Source organism: Candidatus Villigracilis affinis, assembly GCF_016705895.1.
Taxonomy (GTDB): domain Bacteria; phylum Chloroflexota; class Anaerolineae; order Anaerolineales; family Villigracilaceae; genus Villigracilis; species Villigracilis affinis.
On record NZ_JADJKT010000036.1, the window covers coordinates 734,556 to 751,792 of the forward strand.

17 protein-coding genes are annotated in these 17,237 nt (G+C 52.0%); 6 read left to right on the forward strand and 11 right to left on the reverse strand.

The genetic code is table 11. The features are described from left to right. The 7 genes from IPI86_RS18550 to IPI86_RS18580 all read right to left on the reverse strand — a co-directional run bounded on the left by IPI86_RS18550 (window position 1) and on the right by IPI86_RS18580 (window position 6,217). Window positions 1-906: a response regulator gene (locus IPI86_RS18550; protein WP_345299500.1), complete on the reverse strand. Its 906-nt coding sequence runs from the start codon at window positions 904-906 to the stop codon at window positions 1-3. Window positions 907-918: 12 nt separating this feature from the next. Further along, window positions 919-2,007, reverse strand: coding sequence for a shikimate dehydrogenase (locus tag IPI86_RS18555; protein WP_345299501.1), 1,089 nt, complete (start codon window positions 2,005-2,007; stop codon window positions 919-921). Window positions 2,008-2,034: 27 nt separating this feature from the next. Beyond that, window positions 2,035-3,312, reverse strand: coding sequence for a multidrug transporter (locus IPI86_RS18560; protein WP_345299502.1), 1,278 nt, complete (start codon window positions 3,310-3,312; stop codon window positions 2,035-2,037). Window positions 3,313-3,386: 74 nt separating this feature from the next. Beyond that, on the reverse strand, window positions 3,387-3,941 hold the full coding sequence (locus IPI86_RS18565) for a 4-vinyl reductase (RefSeq protein ID WP_345299503.1): 555 nt from the start codon (window positions 3,939-3,941) through the stop codon (window positions 3,387-3,389). 62 nt (window positions 3,942-4,003) lie between these two features. Next, complete coding sequence (locus tag IPI86_RS18570) at window positions 4,004-4,801, reverse strand: alpha/beta hydrolase (protein ID WP_345299504.1); 798 nt, start codon at window positions 4,799-4,801, stop codon at window positions 4,004-4,006. A gap of 19 nt (window positions 4,802-4,820) precedes the next feature. Further along, a complete protein-coding gene (locus IPI86_RS18575; protein ID WP_345299505.1) occupies window positions 4,821-5,360 on the reverse strand; it encodes an ATP/GTP-binding protein in 540 nt (179 codons plus the stop codon). Window positions 5,361-5,386: 26 nt separating this feature from the next. Then, complete coding sequence (locus tag IPI86_RS18580) at window positions 5,387-6,217, reverse strand: DUF4388 domain-containing protein (protein WP_345299506.1); 831 nt, start codon at window positions 6,215-6,217, stop codon at window positions 5,387-5,389. Between the two features lie 345 nt (window positions 6,218-6,562). On the opposite strand from IPI86_RS18580, the gene IPI86_RS18585 reads away from it, so the two are divergent. From IPI86_RS18585 to IPI86_RS18610, 6 genes are all read left to right on the forward strand, one after another. Further along, window positions 6,563-8,272, forward strand: a complete 1,710-nt coding sequence (locus IPI86_RS18585) for a hypothetical protein (RefSeq protein WP_345299507.1) — start codon at window positions 6,563-6,565, stop codon at window positions 8,270-8,272. Window positions 8,273-8,285: 13 nt separating this feature from the next. Next, entirely contained in the window at window positions 8,286-8,621 is a 336-nt protein-coding gene (locus IPI86_RS18590; RefSeq protein ID WP_345299508.1) for a hypothetical protein, read from the forward strand. A gap of 327 nt (window positions 8,622-8,948) precedes the next feature. Continuing rightward, window positions 8,949-10,109 (forward strand): ammonia-forming cytochrome c nitrite reductase subunit c552, encoded by a 1,161-nt coding sequence (locus IPI86_RS18595; protein WP_345299509.1) that lies wholly within the window; start codon window positions 8,949-8,951, stop codon window positions 10,107-10,109. Further along, on the forward strand, window positions 10,106-10,762 hold the full coding sequence (locus tag IPI86_RS18600; RefSeq protein ID WP_345299510.1) for a cytochrome b/b6 domain-containing protein: 657 nt from the start codon (window positions 10,106-10,108) through the stop codon (window positions 10,760-10,762). The genes IPI86_RS18595 and IPI86_RS18600 overlap by 4 nt, the downstream gene beginning before the upstream one ends. Further along, window positions 10,759-10,965: a hypothetical protein gene (locus IPI86_RS18605; RefSeq protein ID WP_345299511.1), complete on the forward strand. Its 207-nt coding sequence runs from the start codon at window positions 10,759-10,761 to the stop codon at window positions 10,963-10,965. The genes IPI86_RS18600 and IPI86_RS18605 overlap by 4 nt, the downstream gene beginning before the upstream one ends. Before the next feature lie 55 nt (window positions 10,966-11,020). Then, a complete protein-coding gene (locus IPI86_RS18610; protein WP_345299512.1) occupies window positions 11,021-12,715 on the forward strand; it encodes a NapC/NirT family cytochrome c in 1,695 nt (564 codons plus the stop codon). A gap of 75 nt (window positions 12,716-12,790) precedes the next feature. On the opposite strand, the gene nrfD is transcribed toward IPI86_RS18610, so the two are convergent. From nrfD to IPI86_RS18630, 4 genes are all read right to left on the reverse strand, one after another. Then, entirely contained in the window at window positions 12,791-14,053 is a 1,263-nt protein-coding gene (gene nrfD / locus IPI86_RS18615) for an NrfD/PsrC family molybdoenzyme membrane anchor subunit (RefSeq protein ID WP_345299513.1), read from the reverse strand. Window position 14,054: 1 nt separating this feature from the next. Further along, window positions 14,055-15,803: a sulfate reduction electron transfer complex DsrMKJOP subunit DsrO gene (gene dsrO, locus IPI86_RS18620; protein WP_345299514.1), complete on the reverse strand. Its 1,749-nt coding sequence runs from the start codon at window positions 15,801-15,803 to the stop codon at window positions 14,055-14,057. 15 nt (window positions 15,804-15,818) lie between these two features. After that, window positions 15,819-16,157 carry a hypothetical protein gene (locus tag IPI86_RS18625; RefSeq protein WP_345299515.1) on the reverse strand — a complete coding sequence of 113 codons (339 nt, stop codon included), beginning with the start codon at window positions 16,155-16,157 and terminating at the stop codon, window positions 15,819-15,821. A gap of 430 nt (window positions 16,158-16,587) precedes the next feature. Beyond that, entirely contained in the window at window positions 16,588-17,235 is a 648-nt protein-coding gene (locus tag IPI86_RS18630) for a response regulator transcription factor (RefSeq protein ID WP_345299516.1), read from the reverse strand. Window positions 17,236-17,237 lie beyond the last annotated feature (2 nt).

Genomic DNA, 17,237 nt, shown 5'->3' on the forward strand with positions numbered 1-17,237 from the left:
TCAGGCAGCAGAAGTGGCAGCGGTATCCTGTCGCCGTGCTTCAGCCGCAAGTTCAGTGATCTCTCGAATATCTGCGAAGGATTGAAGGCTCGGCGAAACCAATCCCGCAGATAAATACATAAACCCGACCTTCTCCACTCCCCCTTCAGCTTTCGGGGCTTGAATAAAACCCTGCTGGCGGTCGATAAAGTTGTAGTGACTTTGCACCTCGCTGGCAAAGCGGTCTTTCAATCTTGTGCGAATGTTCGGGGCGGCCTCATTCGTTGTAATGATAATGAAGTTGTCGCCTCCAGCGTGACCGATAAAATCGCTCGTGGTACCCAACTCGTCTACAACTTCGCCGATCATCATTGCGGCAAAACGTACAACATCATCGCCAGCCACAAAGCCGTACACATCCTTGAAGGCTTCAAAGTTGTTGACACGCACATCCAACAATGCCCAATCCTTCTCACGAATGATGCGGCGCAGTTGTTCCTCGATGAGTCTTCCTGCAGGCAGGCCGGAGCGCGGGTCGGTGAGGCTCTCGCGTTCCGAGCGTCGAATGGCACCCTGTACGCGCAGTTTCAATTCCTCGATATCAAAAGGTTTGGTGATGTAATCATCCGCGCCCAATTCAAGGCCCTGTAATTTATCGCTGCGTTCATCTTTTTGGGTAAGGAAAATCACCGGGATATGACTGGTACGGGTGCTCGTCCGCAAATTGCGGCACACCTCATAACCATCGATATCCGGCAACATAATATCCAATACGATCAGGTGCGGCAGAACCTGCTTTGTCTTATCAAGAGCATCACGGCCGCGATTTGCTACATCCACGTCATACTGCAGACTCGTGAAGTAGATCTTGAGCATATTGGCGATATCAACATCATCTTCCACTACCAAAAGCCGGGCATTTCCCATGTTGAGCCTCCTTTAAGCACGTCGTAACCCTTTGCGGGCGTTTTGTCGAACGGCTTCAATCTGTTCATTGGTTACTTCGCGCTCGAACGATCTGAAACCACTCATGCGAAAGCCGTGTCGTTCTGCGATCGCGGTGATATCCTGTACACGTTCCAACGTAATATCCTTGCCAACGGTGTAATCTTCAAAGCGGCCTTCCAAAGCAAGAGCGATGGTCTCAGCCATGCAAGCATACGCCTTTCCATCAGGAAAGCCGAAGTTGAAATGGAAATTTACGGCGCCAGGCACATCAACCATTCCGCCGTCAATCACTAATATATCATCTCTCGCCGCCGCAACCATTGCAGAAACATCACGGGGACGGGCCACATCGCACACCACACTACCCGGCTGTAAATGCTCCGGGCGGATGACGTCATGGATGGAACTGGTAACCGTTAAGATCAATTCTGCGTCCTTTAAAACATCCATTTTGGTGCTGATGACCAACTCGCTTCTTGCGTGGACCTTGAGCCGGTCCCGCAATCCTTCGAGTTTTTTCTCATCCCGGGCCACGAGTAAAACCCGTGCCGCTTCACCAGCCAGCAGTTCAGCGCAGACCCGGCCGATCGCGCCAGTCGCGCCTACTACTGCCACTGTCGCGCTTTCCATTTTAATGTCCATCACGTGCGCCGCATCCCGAATAGCTTGTACGGCCATTGCCACGGTAAAGGAATCGCCCGTGGTTACGGGAATTTCGAGTTTGTTTGCGATGGTCACGCCTGCGTCCCCCACCACAGAGGTGAAGGCACCCAGGCCGAGAATATTGGCTCCAAGTCTTTCAGCCATGTGCCCGGTCTGGATAATTTTACGATAGACTGTGCGCTCAGGCAACTCCATCATGCGCCTTGGAGTATACGGACATGCAAGGAACCAGCCTTTAATGGTCTTGCCGGTCGCCTGTGAGGTGATTCCTTCGATTTCCGAGATGTAAACCGGCGGAAAAAAGGTGGAAAAAAAGTCGATCTGTCTCTCACTCAATACACGGCCTAGAAATGGGAACTTTCGGCTGACGTCTCGCTTGGGATCGATGGGGTGAATGATGAATGCAAAACTATCCATTTTATCTCGACGGTGCTTGATGGCCGTTTACCATGACTCTGAGTCACCTTTTGATTGCATGTGATATGGGGTTTGATGAAGATGAGCAAGTTTGAGGTTGTGGTGGTCGCTATCCTCGAACGTGATATCCCGGTCAATCACACGCCGTTCCTTGGAAGCTGCCAACACCACATCCGACTCGATGGTGCGCGCTGGGTAAACGATCATGCCCGAGCCGACACGGCAATTATGACCCACACAGCCACCCATCACCGGGCGGTTGGACAGGCTCAATTTTCCGTTGCCATCGCGGGCGCGGATTGGAGCAGGGATGAGGTTGTAATCGGTCCATGTGGAGCCTGCGCCGATAAATGTATTTCTACCGATCACGCACATTTGCAAACAGGTGTTCTGCGCCAACATGCTATTTTCCATGATGGTGGTCATGAAGAGTGAGGCACGGAAGGGCAGGAATGCCCCATCCCCCACCACTGAAAGCATGACCTGCACATCTTGTGAAATGTTAACGTTGTTTCCAATAATGCTGTTCTCGATCACGGCCCCCGCATTGATGGTCACATTATCGCCGATGATGGCGGGGCCGTGAATGACAGCGCTTGGGTCAATGACACAACCCTTGCCCACCTTCACCAACTCGGAGCACTCAAGAACCTGCCTGCCTTCGTAGATGGCCTTGCCAATGATCTTGAGCTTGAAACCAAGTTCTTCATTTAATCTCTTTTCAAACCGCGCACCGTGCGCAAACTGACCAAACACGGTATCTGCAATGAAGACATGCACCCAGGAATCGATCGCCATCATTGCGCGCAAAGGCACCTGAAAGACAAGGTCGCCGCTGCGGTCGCCCATATAGGTCGGCACATGGTAATACCCAATCTCGCGCGCCTGCATATCAATGACAAGTGGTTCCGCACCAGCCACGGGGCCATTAGGGTAATACCACAAATCCGCAAGGTATAAACTCCCCGCAGGGGTATAGGACGTGGAAAGCGGCAGGGCATGTTCACGGAAGGCAGGGTCATCTGAACGGAACGCAGCCCGCACAGGCTTGTTAAGTTTGATTGCCTGATCCATAAATGCCTGGATATAGTATTTATCGAAGAAGAGATTATCGCGATAGACGATGGCCTGCTCGCGCACAGGCTGCAGGCGTTCGCCCTGCTTCAATTCCATTTCGCGTGTTACATACGGGGCTAGTAAGTTGCGCTGATGCAGCCAAAGAGGAGAGTTTTGGATGCGCAATTCGCGCGCCGGTTCACAAAACGGCATGATCTGATTTTGGGCATGCAGGACAACTTTCAACATAATATATGATTATAAATCAAAGTATGTGGCAAAATGCCCGTCCAACAAAACTGTTAAACATGGCCTTTTGCCGTTTATGAAAGTGGAGTTTGGTCTATAACTATGGTACAGGTTTCGTCGCCACGGGCGACGCAGGCGGTTTCTTCAACGCTAAACACTTTCCCCCCGCTGAGCCAATATAACGCCTCTTGCAATACCCCAACTGCCAGGTGGCAAATCGCCTCATCCGCCGTTCTTTCCCAGCAAAGCGGACAGTGCTCGATGATCCAATAGATTTTATTTTCTGATTCGTCCACGCGAACCTTCTGATCAGAGTGCTTGTTGAACAGGTCAGCAAACACTCTTGCGCCGGTGCGCAGCTTTGTCGGGAGAGGCAGGAGGCGGAAAGCCATCTCAGTCAACCCGAGCATGGATCCGTATTCTTTTAATCCATATCGGAATGAAGAACGACCCACACGCAGTGCCACTCCCCGCCCGCCGCGCGGACCATAAACTTTTTCAAGGGAAGCCTGAAGCGCGCTGACCGTCTCAAAGGAGAAGGTACGCTCAGAACTGGTCGTTGGGTAATTTTCAATAATACTGTCAAGGGAGCCAAGATGAAGCACGGTATTCACCCCACTCGTGCCCATAACCTCCTCCATGCCCTGCAGGATGAGTCTCCCCATTTTCTGAGGATAGTAATACTGCGGACTCATGAAGTCGGATTCTCTTGATCCAGGAATGATTTTAGTTTTTGGGTGAACTCAAGCGGTTCATCCAACATGATGAAATGTCCCGCTTTTGGAAATCGCTCAATACGAGCCTTCGATACGCCTTCCTGCAGCGGCTTCCATTGGTTTGGATTCACCACGATATCATTATCACCATACATGCCCATCACCGGCACCTGTATGGTATGAAGGCTGGGGCGTAGATCCGTCCGTCTTAATGAGCCAATGCTGGCAAAGAAAGCTTCCAATGTGGTCCGGGATACATCCCGGTCCATCATTTCAGCCCAATGTTTATCTTTTGAATAGTAGGGAGCAAGGATGCGATAGAAGGATTTATAAATCCATAAATTGTGATAAGTAAGCCAGCCAAACGCGCGGTATCCGAATACACGCGGGAAAAAATACAGGGAAGAGCCTGAAATGGGCGAACCGATCACAACCACTTTTTCGACCCGTTCCGGGTATTGCATGGCGGTCAACAAACTGACCGTACCGCCCATGCTATGTCCCACCAACGGGGCGCGGATAATTCCCAACTGCTCCATGAACTGGTTGACCAAGCCGACAAAATCTTTTACAGCATATGTCTCACGTTTTGTACCGGATTCTCCAAACCCCCAAAAATCCAAGGCATAGGTGCGATAAAAGGCACCCAGATAACCCATGGTCTGCTGCCATAACCCCCATGAACCTTGATACCCATGCAACAGAATTACCGGGCGTCCCCGCCCGTAAACCTCATAATGAACTATTCCCTGATCAGTAGTAATTGAAGACACAGCAAGGATACACCTGACCCTATTTTTCGGAGTCCATTTCTTTTAGGATGCTATACAACAACTCCAGCAAAACCGTTTTGACAGTATCGCGATTCGTTGCCACACAGGGTAATAATTTTGTTTCACCGTCAAGGCGCAAGGCATGGCGTACATCCTCAAGATCCCAGGCATCATCCACATCCTGTTTATTGGCTGCAACTACAAAGGGTGTAGGGGCATATGCGCGAAAAGTCTCAAGAATCGAACGCGCTTCGCGGAAAGTTTCAGGGCGGGTGCTATCCACCATGACGATGAATCCGAGCATGCCTTCCGAAAGAATCTCCCACATGAAGTCGAAGCGCTTTTGGCCCGGTGTACCAAATAGATACAATACCAGGTCTTCGTCCACCGTGATGCGGCCGAAATCCATTGCCACTGTGGTGGCAGATTTTACGGAGCGCTCTTCATCGGAAGAGATCCTGCGTTCTGTGGCAACTACATCAATTTCGCTGACAGACTGGATAAACTGAGTCTTGCCAGCGCTGAATGGACCTGTCACTACCATTTTGACCGTTTGCATAATTTCTGTCCTTCTAGCCCTGATGATTACATTGTTCGAATGCGGCCAATCAATTTATTGATCAACGATTTCTGTTCTTCTTTATTCTGCACCGGGAATTGCTTCGGGTTTGGCGGAGGAACCGTGCCCTGCGGGCGCGCCAATTCAACCAGACCCGCCTGCAACAAACCATAAACGATCCTGCGGATATCAAGGTCACTCAATTTGTTTGTGCTGGCAATCTGGCGCATTGTATTCTTTGGGTCAACGAACTTAACCACTTTCCACTCTTCAATACTCAAGTTCACGTTGGTGAGCGGACGTTCGGTAAACTTTAGCGCCATATCGAGGCTGGGAATTTCATCTTGCAACTGTTCCAATTCGCGCAGTTGTCGCGAGCCTTCGATAATAATGTTTTCGAGATCAAGCCTGACGTTGATGCGGTCATCCGGCGGAAGCATTTCATTCTCGAAGCGGAAGATTCCCTCCACCCATGTGAAAAGCTTTCGTACCACCTCGGTGAAATATCCCTGCAAATTCAGCAGAATGTCTTCCTGGGTGACATAACCTGCATTAATAAGAAGCAGGCCAAGTTCCTTATCGGTCATCTGGCCTGCCCGGTCCGCTATAGCGCGGTATTGATTCACATTAATCTTGTTTGCCTTGTGTAAAACCAGGGCAAGGCTTCCATCTTCCTTGCCGATGCGGGCATAGGCAAGCTTCCCTTCACGAAAGGAAACATAGGCCTGCTCTGAAGGACCATCCAAAATCAGGGTCCCGGTTTTGCTGGCAAGATTTATCAGATTAAGTAATTGTGTAATCGTAAAATCACGTAAATTTCCACGCAGGGCCATATATCCTCTATATTCGCCATCCATGGATGACTAGGTGAAAATTATACATGCAAGGTGACATTGCGTCAATTAACCCGCTTATCATTCTTGTGAGGGTACCGACAAAACTGCACTGTCGCCTTATTACCCGAAACAGATTGACAACTTCCGAAAGCGACAATTTCAAGCTTACATTTACAAGTGACATAAGTCACGTGCACTATGGCGCAAATTAACTTGTCTTTAATCTTCAAAGAACATAGAATTCGGAGGTATTTGCTCGAAATGCCCATGTATAGATTGAGCTTTATTTCACTAAAGGAGGCTTCGCAGAAATCACATAGAAATATTTAGATCAGGTTTTCAAACTTTGATAAAGGAGAATGCAAAATGAACTTCAAGAAAATGTTAGTATTGCTCGGTGTGATGATTGTTGTCGGCGCTATTTTAGCGGCTTGCGGCGGCACACCCACCAGCGCACCAGCCCCGGAAGCAACCGAGGCCCCGGCAACCGCCCCATTGCCAGAAACCCCCTACTTGGCTGATTGGCAAGGTTCCGGTCACAACGACGTAGCTGGCGAACCATTCCGTCACTGGGATGATGCAGCTGAAAATCCTGATGGTGTGCCCACCACCTGTGCCAAGTGCCATTCCAGCGCTGGCTACCAGGATTTCCTCGGCCTCGACGGCTCTGAAGCCGGCAAAGTTGACGCGGCAGTTCCCGCCGCTGAAGCCCAAGGTATTCAGTGCGTGGCTTGCCACAATGCTGGTACCATTTCCAAGACAACCGTGGTATTCCCCTCCGGCGTAGAGATCAAAGCCGGTGATGATGTCCGTTGTATGGAATGTCATCAGGGACGTGAGTCCAAGGTCAGTGTTGACGGCCTCATCGCCAAGTTCGGTGAGAACGTTGATCCCGACGCTGTGCCCGCTCCTGTAAAAGATGACCAGGGCAAAGATGTCGTTCTCGGCTTCCGTAATGTTCACTACTATGCCGCAGCGGCCACCCTTTACGGTGGCATGACCCACGGCGGTTATGAATATGATGGCATGGGCTACGACTCCAAGAATACCCACGTCGAAGGCTATGATTCCTGCACCGGTTGTCACAACCCCCACACTCTCGAAGTGAAGGTTGAACAGTGCGCGAACTGCCATGAAGGTGTTGCCTCTGTGGATGATCTCAAGAACATCCGCATGGTTTCCTCCACCCCCGATTACGATGGTGATGGAAACGCTGAAGAAGGCATGTACTATGAAATCGAAGGCCTGCAGGAAGCCCTTATGGCCGAGATCACCAAGTACGCCGCAGGGACTGCTGGCGCTGAGATCAAGTATGATGCAGCCACCTACCCCTACTTCATGGGTGCCGACGGCAAAGCCTACCCCAACTGGACGCCCCGCTTGCTCAAAGCCGCTTACAACTACCAGGTATCCCTGAAGGATCCCGGTGCGTATGCCCACGGCAACAAGTACATCGTCCAATTGCTCTTCGACTCGATCGCCGACCTCGGCGGTGACACCAGCAAACTTGCCCGCACCGATGCTGGCCACTTTGCTGGCGACACCATGCCCTTCCGCGATTGGGATCTGACCGAAGACGGTCAACCCAACTACATGGTGCCCTTCGGCTGTGTGAAATGCCATACTGCCCAAGGTCTGCCCACCTTCATCAAAGATGGTGGTACAACTGTAGTAACTTCCAACGGAACAACCTCCACTACTGGCGTACAGTCTATGCCCTCCAGCAATGGCTTTATGTGCTCTACATGCCATAACGAAGAAGCTTGGCCAGAGCGCTATGCTGTTACTAATGTTGTCTTCCCAAGCGGCAAGACCGTCTCCTTCGGCGGTAAAGATGCCGATGGCAACTGGGTCGCTGACGATGCCAATCTGTGCATTTCCTGCCACATGGGCCGTGAATCCACCTCAAGTGTGAACAACGCCCTCAAAGGCAAGGATCCGGACACAGTTGACGCCAAGATCCGTTTCAAGAACATCCACTACTTTGCGGCTGGCGCCACCCTCTTTGGCAACGATGCTCAAGGGTGCCTACCAGTACGAAGGCAAGACCTATTTCGGTCAAAACATGCACGCTGACGAAGAAGGCAAGATGAACAAGTGCCAGGACTGTCACGATGTTCACGCCCTCGAACCCAAGGTTGAGTCCTGCGAAACCTGTCACGACACCACCGATCCGTTGGCCATTCGCGAAAGCGATGTGGACTATGACGGCGACGGCGATGTGACCGAAGGTATCAAGGGTGAAGTTGATACACTCGCAGAAGCCCTCTATGCCCAAATGCAGAACTATGCTGCGGCAAACGGTGGCGCCAATCGAATACAACCCCGCCGCTTACCCGTACTTCTTCTGGTGCTGACAGTGGCAAATCCTATGCAACGCTGGACACCCCCGCCTGCTCCAGGCGGCCTTCAACTATCAATATAGCCAGAAGGACCCAGGTGTTTACGTTCACAATCCGAAATACGTCATCCAGATCTTGATCGACTCGATCGAAGACCTGGGCGGCGATGTGACCACCTACACACGCCCGGAAGTTCCGGCCCCCGCTCAGTAAAGTAATTTCAAGTATTAAAAAAGATGGCGGACAGCAATGTCCGTCATCTTTTTTTAATCCCTTATTAATCACACCAAAACAGTGATATTCAGCACTTTATTCCCGTGATGACCTCTCTTACAATATGGGGCAATTGCCCCATGACACATTTTATTCGGGCTATAATCGGACAAAACTTCCTTTAATAGGAGCATGTAATGGATTTTAGAAAACCACTCCGCCCGCGTCATCTCTGGACCGTTAGCCTGTTGCTCGGAATTGGGCTTTTTCTTTTCGCCCTGATTTCTCTCACCACCCCCGCCCAGGCCGCACCATCCCATCAAGATGATAAGCCCTCAAATGATTTCTGCCTCGCCTGTCATCAGGAGGAAGGCGTAGATCTCACTCTCGGCAAAGAGTCTCTTCCCGTCACCATAAACCCAACTCAATTTGGGCTGTCAGTTCACGGCGAAGAAGGAATCGCCTGTGTCGACTGTCACTCGAACATCAGCGATTATCCCCATCCTGATGTAAAAGTAAAAAACGTGCGCGACTTCACACTGGGTTTCCTGGATACCTGCAAGGAATGCCACGAAGAGCAATACAACAAGGCGCACAACAGCGTACATCAGATCGCCTTCGATGAAGGCAATAAGAATGCCGCAGTCTGTATGGACTGCCATAACCCGCACACACAATCTCGCCTGACCGGCAAGACCAGTGGTGAGCTCACCGCCTCTGCCCGCCTGCACATCCCTGAAACGTGCGCCCAATGTCATAGCACCATTTACGACCAGTACAAGACCAGCGTACACGGAAACGCACTGACAGAGGAAGGCAACACTGACGTGCCCACCTGTATCGACTGCCACGGTGTGCACGATATTCAAGACCCCACCACGGTCTCGTTCCGAAACAGCACACCCTTCCTGTGCGCCAACTGCCATACCGATGCAGAGATCATGGATAAATATAAAATCTCCACGAATGTGCTCAATTCCTACGTGGCAGATTTTCACGGCACCACGGTCAAACTCTTTGAAGAGGAATTCCCGGGCCAGCCCACCAACAAGCCGGTCTGTACCGACTGTCACGGCGTACACAACATCTCCAAGGTGGATGACCCGACTACAGGCATTGCCCTGAAAGACAACTTACTGGGAAAATGCCAGCGCTGTCACCCGGATGCCACCTCCAACTTCCCCGACGCGTGGATGAGCCACTACGAACCCAGCCCGGAGAATTTCCCACTCGTGTATTACGTCAACCTGTTTTATAAATTCTTCATTCCTGCCGTATTGGGAGGCATGATCGTGTTCATTATTACCGATATCTACCGACGCATCATCAATCGCGTCAAAGGAGTCAAGCACTCATGAGCCAGTCATCTACCAATCTCTACCTGCGCTTTCCCATTGCGCGCCGCATCGAGCACTGGGTGATGATGCTTTCTTTCACCCTGCTGGGCATCACAGGGCTTGCACAAAAATTCTCGGGGCATCCGGTGGCGGTTTCCATTCTGAACACGCTTGGCGGTATTGAAAACTTGCGCACCATCCATCACATCGCCGCCATTGTCATGATGTTCGGCACAGCCTGGCATATCCTCGTCATGGGCTATAGCGTCTTCGTATTACGCGACCAGATGTCCATGCTTCCATCCCTTCAGGATGCCAAAGATGGAATTCAGGCCCTGCTTTATAACATCGGTTTTGCAAAGACCTACCCACAAATGGGACGCTATACCTTCGAAGAGAAAATGGAATATTGGGCTTTTGTATGGGGCGCTGCGGTCATGGGCATGACAGGCTTCCTGATGTGGAATCCCATCACTGCCACAAATTATCTACCCGGTCAATTTGTGCCCGCGGCCAAAGCTGCGCATGGCGGCGAAGCCGTTCTCGCGGTACTGGCCATCATCATCTGGCACATGTACGGCGTGCATATCAAACGTTTCAACAAAGCCATGTTCACGGCAAACAAACCGAAGCGGAAATGCTCCATGAACATCCTCTCGAACTCGCGGATATGAAAGCCGGTATCACTGACCGACGCCCCGACGCTGCGACGCTGCGCAAACGAAAGATGATCTACTACCCCATCGCCGCCATTGTGACCCTTGGCATGCTCGCTGGAATCTTTGGCTTTATCAACGCTGAAGAAACCGCCCTCACCACCATCACCCCGCTGACCGAATCTGAGATCTACTCACCTCAGCAGGCACCTCAGCCGTAATTTAATCGGACCCTAAAGACGCTGAACCTTTAGGGTCCGATTTTTTGGAGGAACAATGAAGCTACGCGAACGGATTTCAAAATTTTTTCATCCCGCCCCCGGCTCTCCTGGCTGGGTTCTGATTCTCCCATATGCGGTTTTGATCCTTCTTTTCATTGGGGTCACATTCGGCGGTATTCACACCTGGGAATATACAAACTCGCCTGAGTTCTGCGGCACGGCTTGTCATACCATGCCGCCACAGGATGTAGTTTATAAAGAGTCTCCGCATGCGAATGTTACCTGCGAAGAATGCCATATCGGCCGCGCCTCCTTCATGGACCAGGCCATGCGCAAGACCCAGGGCATTAAGGAAACCTACTATGAGGTATTCAAGCTTTACGAGTACCCTATCCGTGCAAAGGCCCTGCGCCCCTCCCTCGATACCTGTGAAAAATGCCATCGCCCTGAAACCTTCTCCGATGACAGCCTGCGCCAGATCAATCATTTCGCCAGCGATCGCGAGAATACCGCTTCAAGCGTATACCTGATCATGAAGACCGGCGGCGGGGATGCCCGTGAGGGAAACGCACGCGGTATCCACTGGCATATTACAAGCAAGGTTCAGTACTATTCCGACGATGAACTAAGCCAGACCATTCCTTACGTGCGCGTGTATAACGACGACGGTACCTTCACCGAATATACCGATGTTGAATCGGGTTTCGATCCGTCTACCATTGACGAAAGCCAGCTCAAACAAATGGACTGCGTGACCTGCCACAACCGTGTGACCCACAACTTCAAGGAACCATCCAAATCTGTGGATCAATCGATGTCGAACGGCCTGATTGACCCGTCCATTCCATTTATCCGACAGAAGGCGGTTGAAGCGCTCACCACGAAATATGCGACACGTGATGAAGCGGTAAAAGCCATCGCCGATATTGAAGAAGAGTACAAACGCAACCTATTCGATGTATACAGCCAGAACGGCGAAAAGATCCAACAGGCCATCGTTGAAATTCAGGCCATTTACGACCGCACCGTCTTCCATGACCAGAAGATTGACTGGGAGACCTACCCAAACAATCTCGGCCACATCGATGCGCCCGGCTGTTTCCGCTGCCACGACGGCAAACATCTAAATGCTGAAAATGAGGCAATACGCTTGGAGTGTAATGGGTGTCATGCGATCCCTGTGACCGCCAATGCCGATGACTTCGTCACCCGCATTGAGATCAGCCGCGGACCCGAGCCCGAGACCCATCTCAACCCGAACTGGATCAGCATGCATAATCAGACGCTGGGTCCATCCTGTTCGAACTGCCACAATACAAAAGACCCGGGCGGCACAAGCAACACCTCGTTCTGTTCCAACAGCGCCTGCCACGGAAACGTATTCACTTACGCGGGCTTTGATGCTCCTGCCCTGCGCGAGATCATCAAGAGCCAGCTGCCTCCGCCAGAACCCGCATTGGAAGTGCCCGTGTTGACCGGTGAACCGACCTACGAAAACTACATCGGGACGTTATTCACCGTCAAGTGCACGGGATGCCATACCGAAGGCGATGCGGCTCCTGAAGGCCTTGACCTTTCCACATATGCCGCCATTATGAAGGGCAGCGAGAACGGCCCGGTGATCATCGCCAACGATCCCACGAACAGCCTGCTCGTTCAAGTCCAGTCGGTTGACCACTTCGCGAATTTCACCCTCGATGAGCTGACTAATGTGATCAACTGGATCATTGCGGGCACACCCGAAAACTAGACAAACAGATAAACAAAAAAGAGTCATCCGTTTGGATGACTCTTTTTTGTTTCCACGAGTGCGAACGCACCCAGATTATGCTTTTATAGCATCATCAGCCATGACATGAACGGTTTCATACTCTTCGCTGGTCAGGCGGTGATCCACCACCCGCAGATACTTCACACCGATGGAGAAAGCCAGCAGGCCAAAGGCAATGATTCCAAGCCCAGCCGCCCATTCAACCAGAGACGGTGAGTAGGAGGTATAGGAAATCATGGCTTCGCCGGGCAGGTAGGAAATGACGGTGAGGAAACCGACGATATTCGTATCGAAACGGAAGGCAACCACGCCGCCCACGATCATCGCCAGGCCAAGCATCCGCCAGAAGGGAGATAAACGTGTGGGTTTGTAGAGCAGGATGATGGTCGGGATGAGCGCGCCGAATAACATCTCGCCGAACCAGAAGTTGAAGGAGAGAGTCCCGCTGGTGAGCAATTTGAAGGCTTCGGTTCGTCCAGGTTCGTAGGTATAGGTTTGGGCCAGCCAATCCCAGAAGCGCCAGTACAGATACGCGATCATCATATAACCGAGGACCTGTGAGACACGCTCAACAAGGATGTCATTCACTTTGGCTTTTGGGGTTAGGCGGGCGGCCAGCATCGAGGCGAAAAGGGTCAGTGCAACACCGCCGAGGATGGCCGTGAACATAAACATGACAGACATCTCAGGCTTATACCAAATGGGGCGTGCTTTGATGACGCCGTACACTGCGCCAAGGGAAGATTGATGCAGGCTCGAAAGACCCAAGCCGAGGATGGCAAGCACGGGAGCATAATGATGCATGTGTTCCATCTTTTCGGCAATGCGCGGGAATTTCTTGCGCAGCCATTCAAAGGAGGCCACGATGGGCATCACTTCAAAGACGAGCACCGTAAAGTACAGGCCCACGCACATGGTCACTTCCCAAAGCAGGGAGTGTGTATTCCAATACACAAAGGATTTCCAGAAACGGTCGGGGCGGCCAATGTCGAGCAGAAGAGCCATCATGGCCATGCTGTACCCCGTGAAGCCGATGAAGGTGGCTGTGCGCGCAATGGGCTCATAGCGTTTGAAACCAAAGAGATAGACGATCGCGCAAAGGCTGAATGCACCTGCCGCCACGGCAATGGAGGAAAGGTCGATCGTGATCCACAGACCCCAAGGGACGATGTCGGTGAGGTTGGTGATGGAAAGGCCGAACCAGAAGACCGAGAGGCCTGCCACCAGCGCTGTAGCCAATAGCACACCGAGAAAGCTCAGCCACAAACCCCAAGGGGTGAAGATATTTTCGCGAATGGTTTTAAAGATGGTTTTCATGTTAGTTCTCCACAACGCCGTCTTCTCTTACGGGCAGGTAATAAACACGTGGATTGGTTCCCAGGTTTTCGCGCAGACGATAGGACGGGTGCTTCTTCAAGACCAGGCTGACATTCGAATGAGGGTCATTCAGATCGCCGAAAATGCGAGCGCCCGTCGGGCAGGTGACCACGCAGGCCGGGGTTGCTTCCGCATCCACACCAGGGACGAGACCAACAGACATGCCGCGATCGATACGGTTGTAGCAGAAGGAACATTTCTCCGGCACACCGCGCGGACGACGATCCACCTCGGGTTCGCCCCATTCGGGCACGGCGGGGTTTTCCCCGGTAAATTCCTTCCAGTTGAAGACGCGCGCATCGTACGGGCAGGCGACCATGCAATAGCGGCAGCCGATGCATTTGTCGTAGTCCATCATCACGATACCGTCATCACGGTAGTAGGAGGCGCCCACAGGGCAGACTTCCACACATGGAGCATGTTCACATTGCATACATGGGCGGGGCAGGTACACCTTTTCGCCATTGAGTTCGCCCGCATCGAGAACCTTTGTCCATTGCAATTCGGGATTGATGTCGTTATGGGCATGGCAGGCCAGATTGCATTGATCACAACCTGTGCATTTGGATTGGTCAATCACCATCACCCACTGATGTTCGCCCTTTGCGGCACCGGAAGCTCCCGCTTCCTGGATGATACGTGTTCCAGCCGCTACTGCGAGTCCAACAGCAGAGAGCTTGATGAAATCACGACGATTGAAATTATTCTCAGTCATGGTGGGTCTCCTCTGATTTTTCACGATCAGGCGATACCAGCGCTCAAGCCAGGGAGCAAGAACCATGCCAGCGGCAAGACCGATTAGAGCGGCCAAACCTGCGTAACCGATCGGGGAAACAGGAGTCGGTTCAGGCATGATGGAGGACATTTCTACTGCGGGGGTCGGCTCAGCGGTAGGTTCCGTTACTGAAATACTGGAAACTTCCTTGGTCGAAGCCACATCGCCGGCTGCATGCATTTGCTCTGCATGGCAGGTGGTGCAGGTCTTGATACTGGCCTTGAATGAATGATCGGGAACTGAGTGGATCTCTTTGTTGGAGTTTTCCAAATGTTCAAGGTGGCAGTCGATACAGGTAATATCCTGCTGGCTGTGCGTCGAATACGGGAAGTTCATGCTGGCTTCTTCATGGCAGCTAATGCACAAGCGGGAGGCATCATTGACAGCATTCGGATCTTTCAAATCGATCGTGATCTTCAAGGAAGCGTTGTGGGGGTCATGGCAGGAGGAGCAGTCCATGCCGTTCTGGTAGTGGGCGCTGCCCTGCCAGGATTCTTCAGCAATAAAGCGGGTATCGGTGTGGCATGTGCCGCAGGTATTGGAAGTGGGGTCCACGGTCATGGAGGTCTTCGGGTGATCGCCGCCTTCATCCTTATGGCAGGCTGCGCAGGTCACGCCGTCTTCCTTCCAGGTACCGGTGGCTTCATCGTAGCCTGTCACGTGACAGGTCAGACAGGCACCGGGTTGGCCTTGTTCCGTCCAGGCTGCCACGAAAATCGGATCAGACTTGGCGTTTCCGTGCGGGCCGTTCTGCCAGCTCATTTGCGAGTCTTCGTGGCATTCGGCGCAGTCACCATTTTCCTCCTGGGCAGGGGGAGGAGTCACATCCTGTGCGGAAACAGCAACAAGGGTTACGCCCGCAAACACGAGGGCGAACATCAAGGCAATCAGGGCTTTCTCGAAACGCGAAAACATTTTTACATCTCCTTATTAAACGTGGGCATTGATATGTTTGGCAGCGGGCGCGGGTGCGGCAAGGAAAACCTCACAATCGAGGCAGGCTTCCCGCAAATACCCGTTCGCCAAACGATGAGTCTGCCAGCAGGGCTGTTCATCTTTGGCGGCACGCACCATGATCTCGTCGATGGAAAGACCTTCTTCCTTCCAGCACGGCATATTGTTTTTTACCAGCGCAGCGCGTTCCTTCTCGGCTTCCGCCTGCCAGCGTACATCCAGCCTGTGAAGCAAAAAAACGACCAGGGCGGTCACAGTCAACGGCACGATCAAGCGGAGAAAAACGCCTATAACAAAAGCAAGTGTGGTATTCATAGCAACCTCATTTAAGCCAGTAATTGGATTCTTTACGACGGAGCCATTCGCCAACCAGCAACAGCACTCCAAACGGGATCACGAGGCGGACGACGAAGAGCAATAAGATGATTTCTGAACCGTTCATGGCATTCTCCTTTCTGTTTCTTTATCTTTATCTTGACTACAGGATACGCTTACATTAAAGGAAAGTAAATTCGGCTCGCCCCCCATCTTGGATGCAGGACTCACGCATCTTTCCCACCCCAAACCTGTGGACAACACCCCACACATTCCCCACCCTCATGGGGGATTCTCCCCACTTAAAAACGACAGGCCACCCATGAATGGGTGGCCTGTCGTTGAACCCGACAATTCAGGTCAGGGAAGCTGCATTGGTTTCAAGACAAATAATTTCTATAGAGCAGACAGTTTTCAGGAGATCAAAACATCACGCCTTGATAATCCCCTTGCGAATCGCGTATCGGACCAATTCGGAGCGGGAATGCAAATTCAGTTTCCGCATGATATTTTCGCGGTGACGTTCCACGGTCTTCGGGCTGATAACGAGGGCCTCAGCAATCTCATCATTCCCTGCGCCTTCGGCCAAATGAGTAAGTACTTCACGTTCACGATCGGTCAAGCCATCAAGGTTCAGCTTTTCCTCGGCGGGGCGCTCGGCATTCAGGTAATCGCGCACAAGCAGTTTTGCCATGGAGGGATATAAATACACCTCTCCCGCAGCCGCCGCGCGAATGGCTGTGATCAACTCATCAGGCGCGGCGCGCTTGGGCACATACCCTGAAGCGCCCGCATCAAGCATCTGGAAGAAATATTCCTCGTCTTCGTGAATGGTCAAGGCCACGATCTTCACATCGGGGAATTTCTTTTTAATGTCGCGCGTGGCTTCGATGCCCGTTTTATCGGGCAGCCCAATATCCATGAGAATGACATCGGGGTTCGTCCGCTCGGCCTCCAGCATTGCTTCTGCCGCAGAACCTGCCTCACCGACAATTTCCATTTCTTCGTGGCCGCTCAGCAACATTTTCAACCCCGAACGGACCACAGCATGGTCATCCACCAACAATAAACGTGTCATAC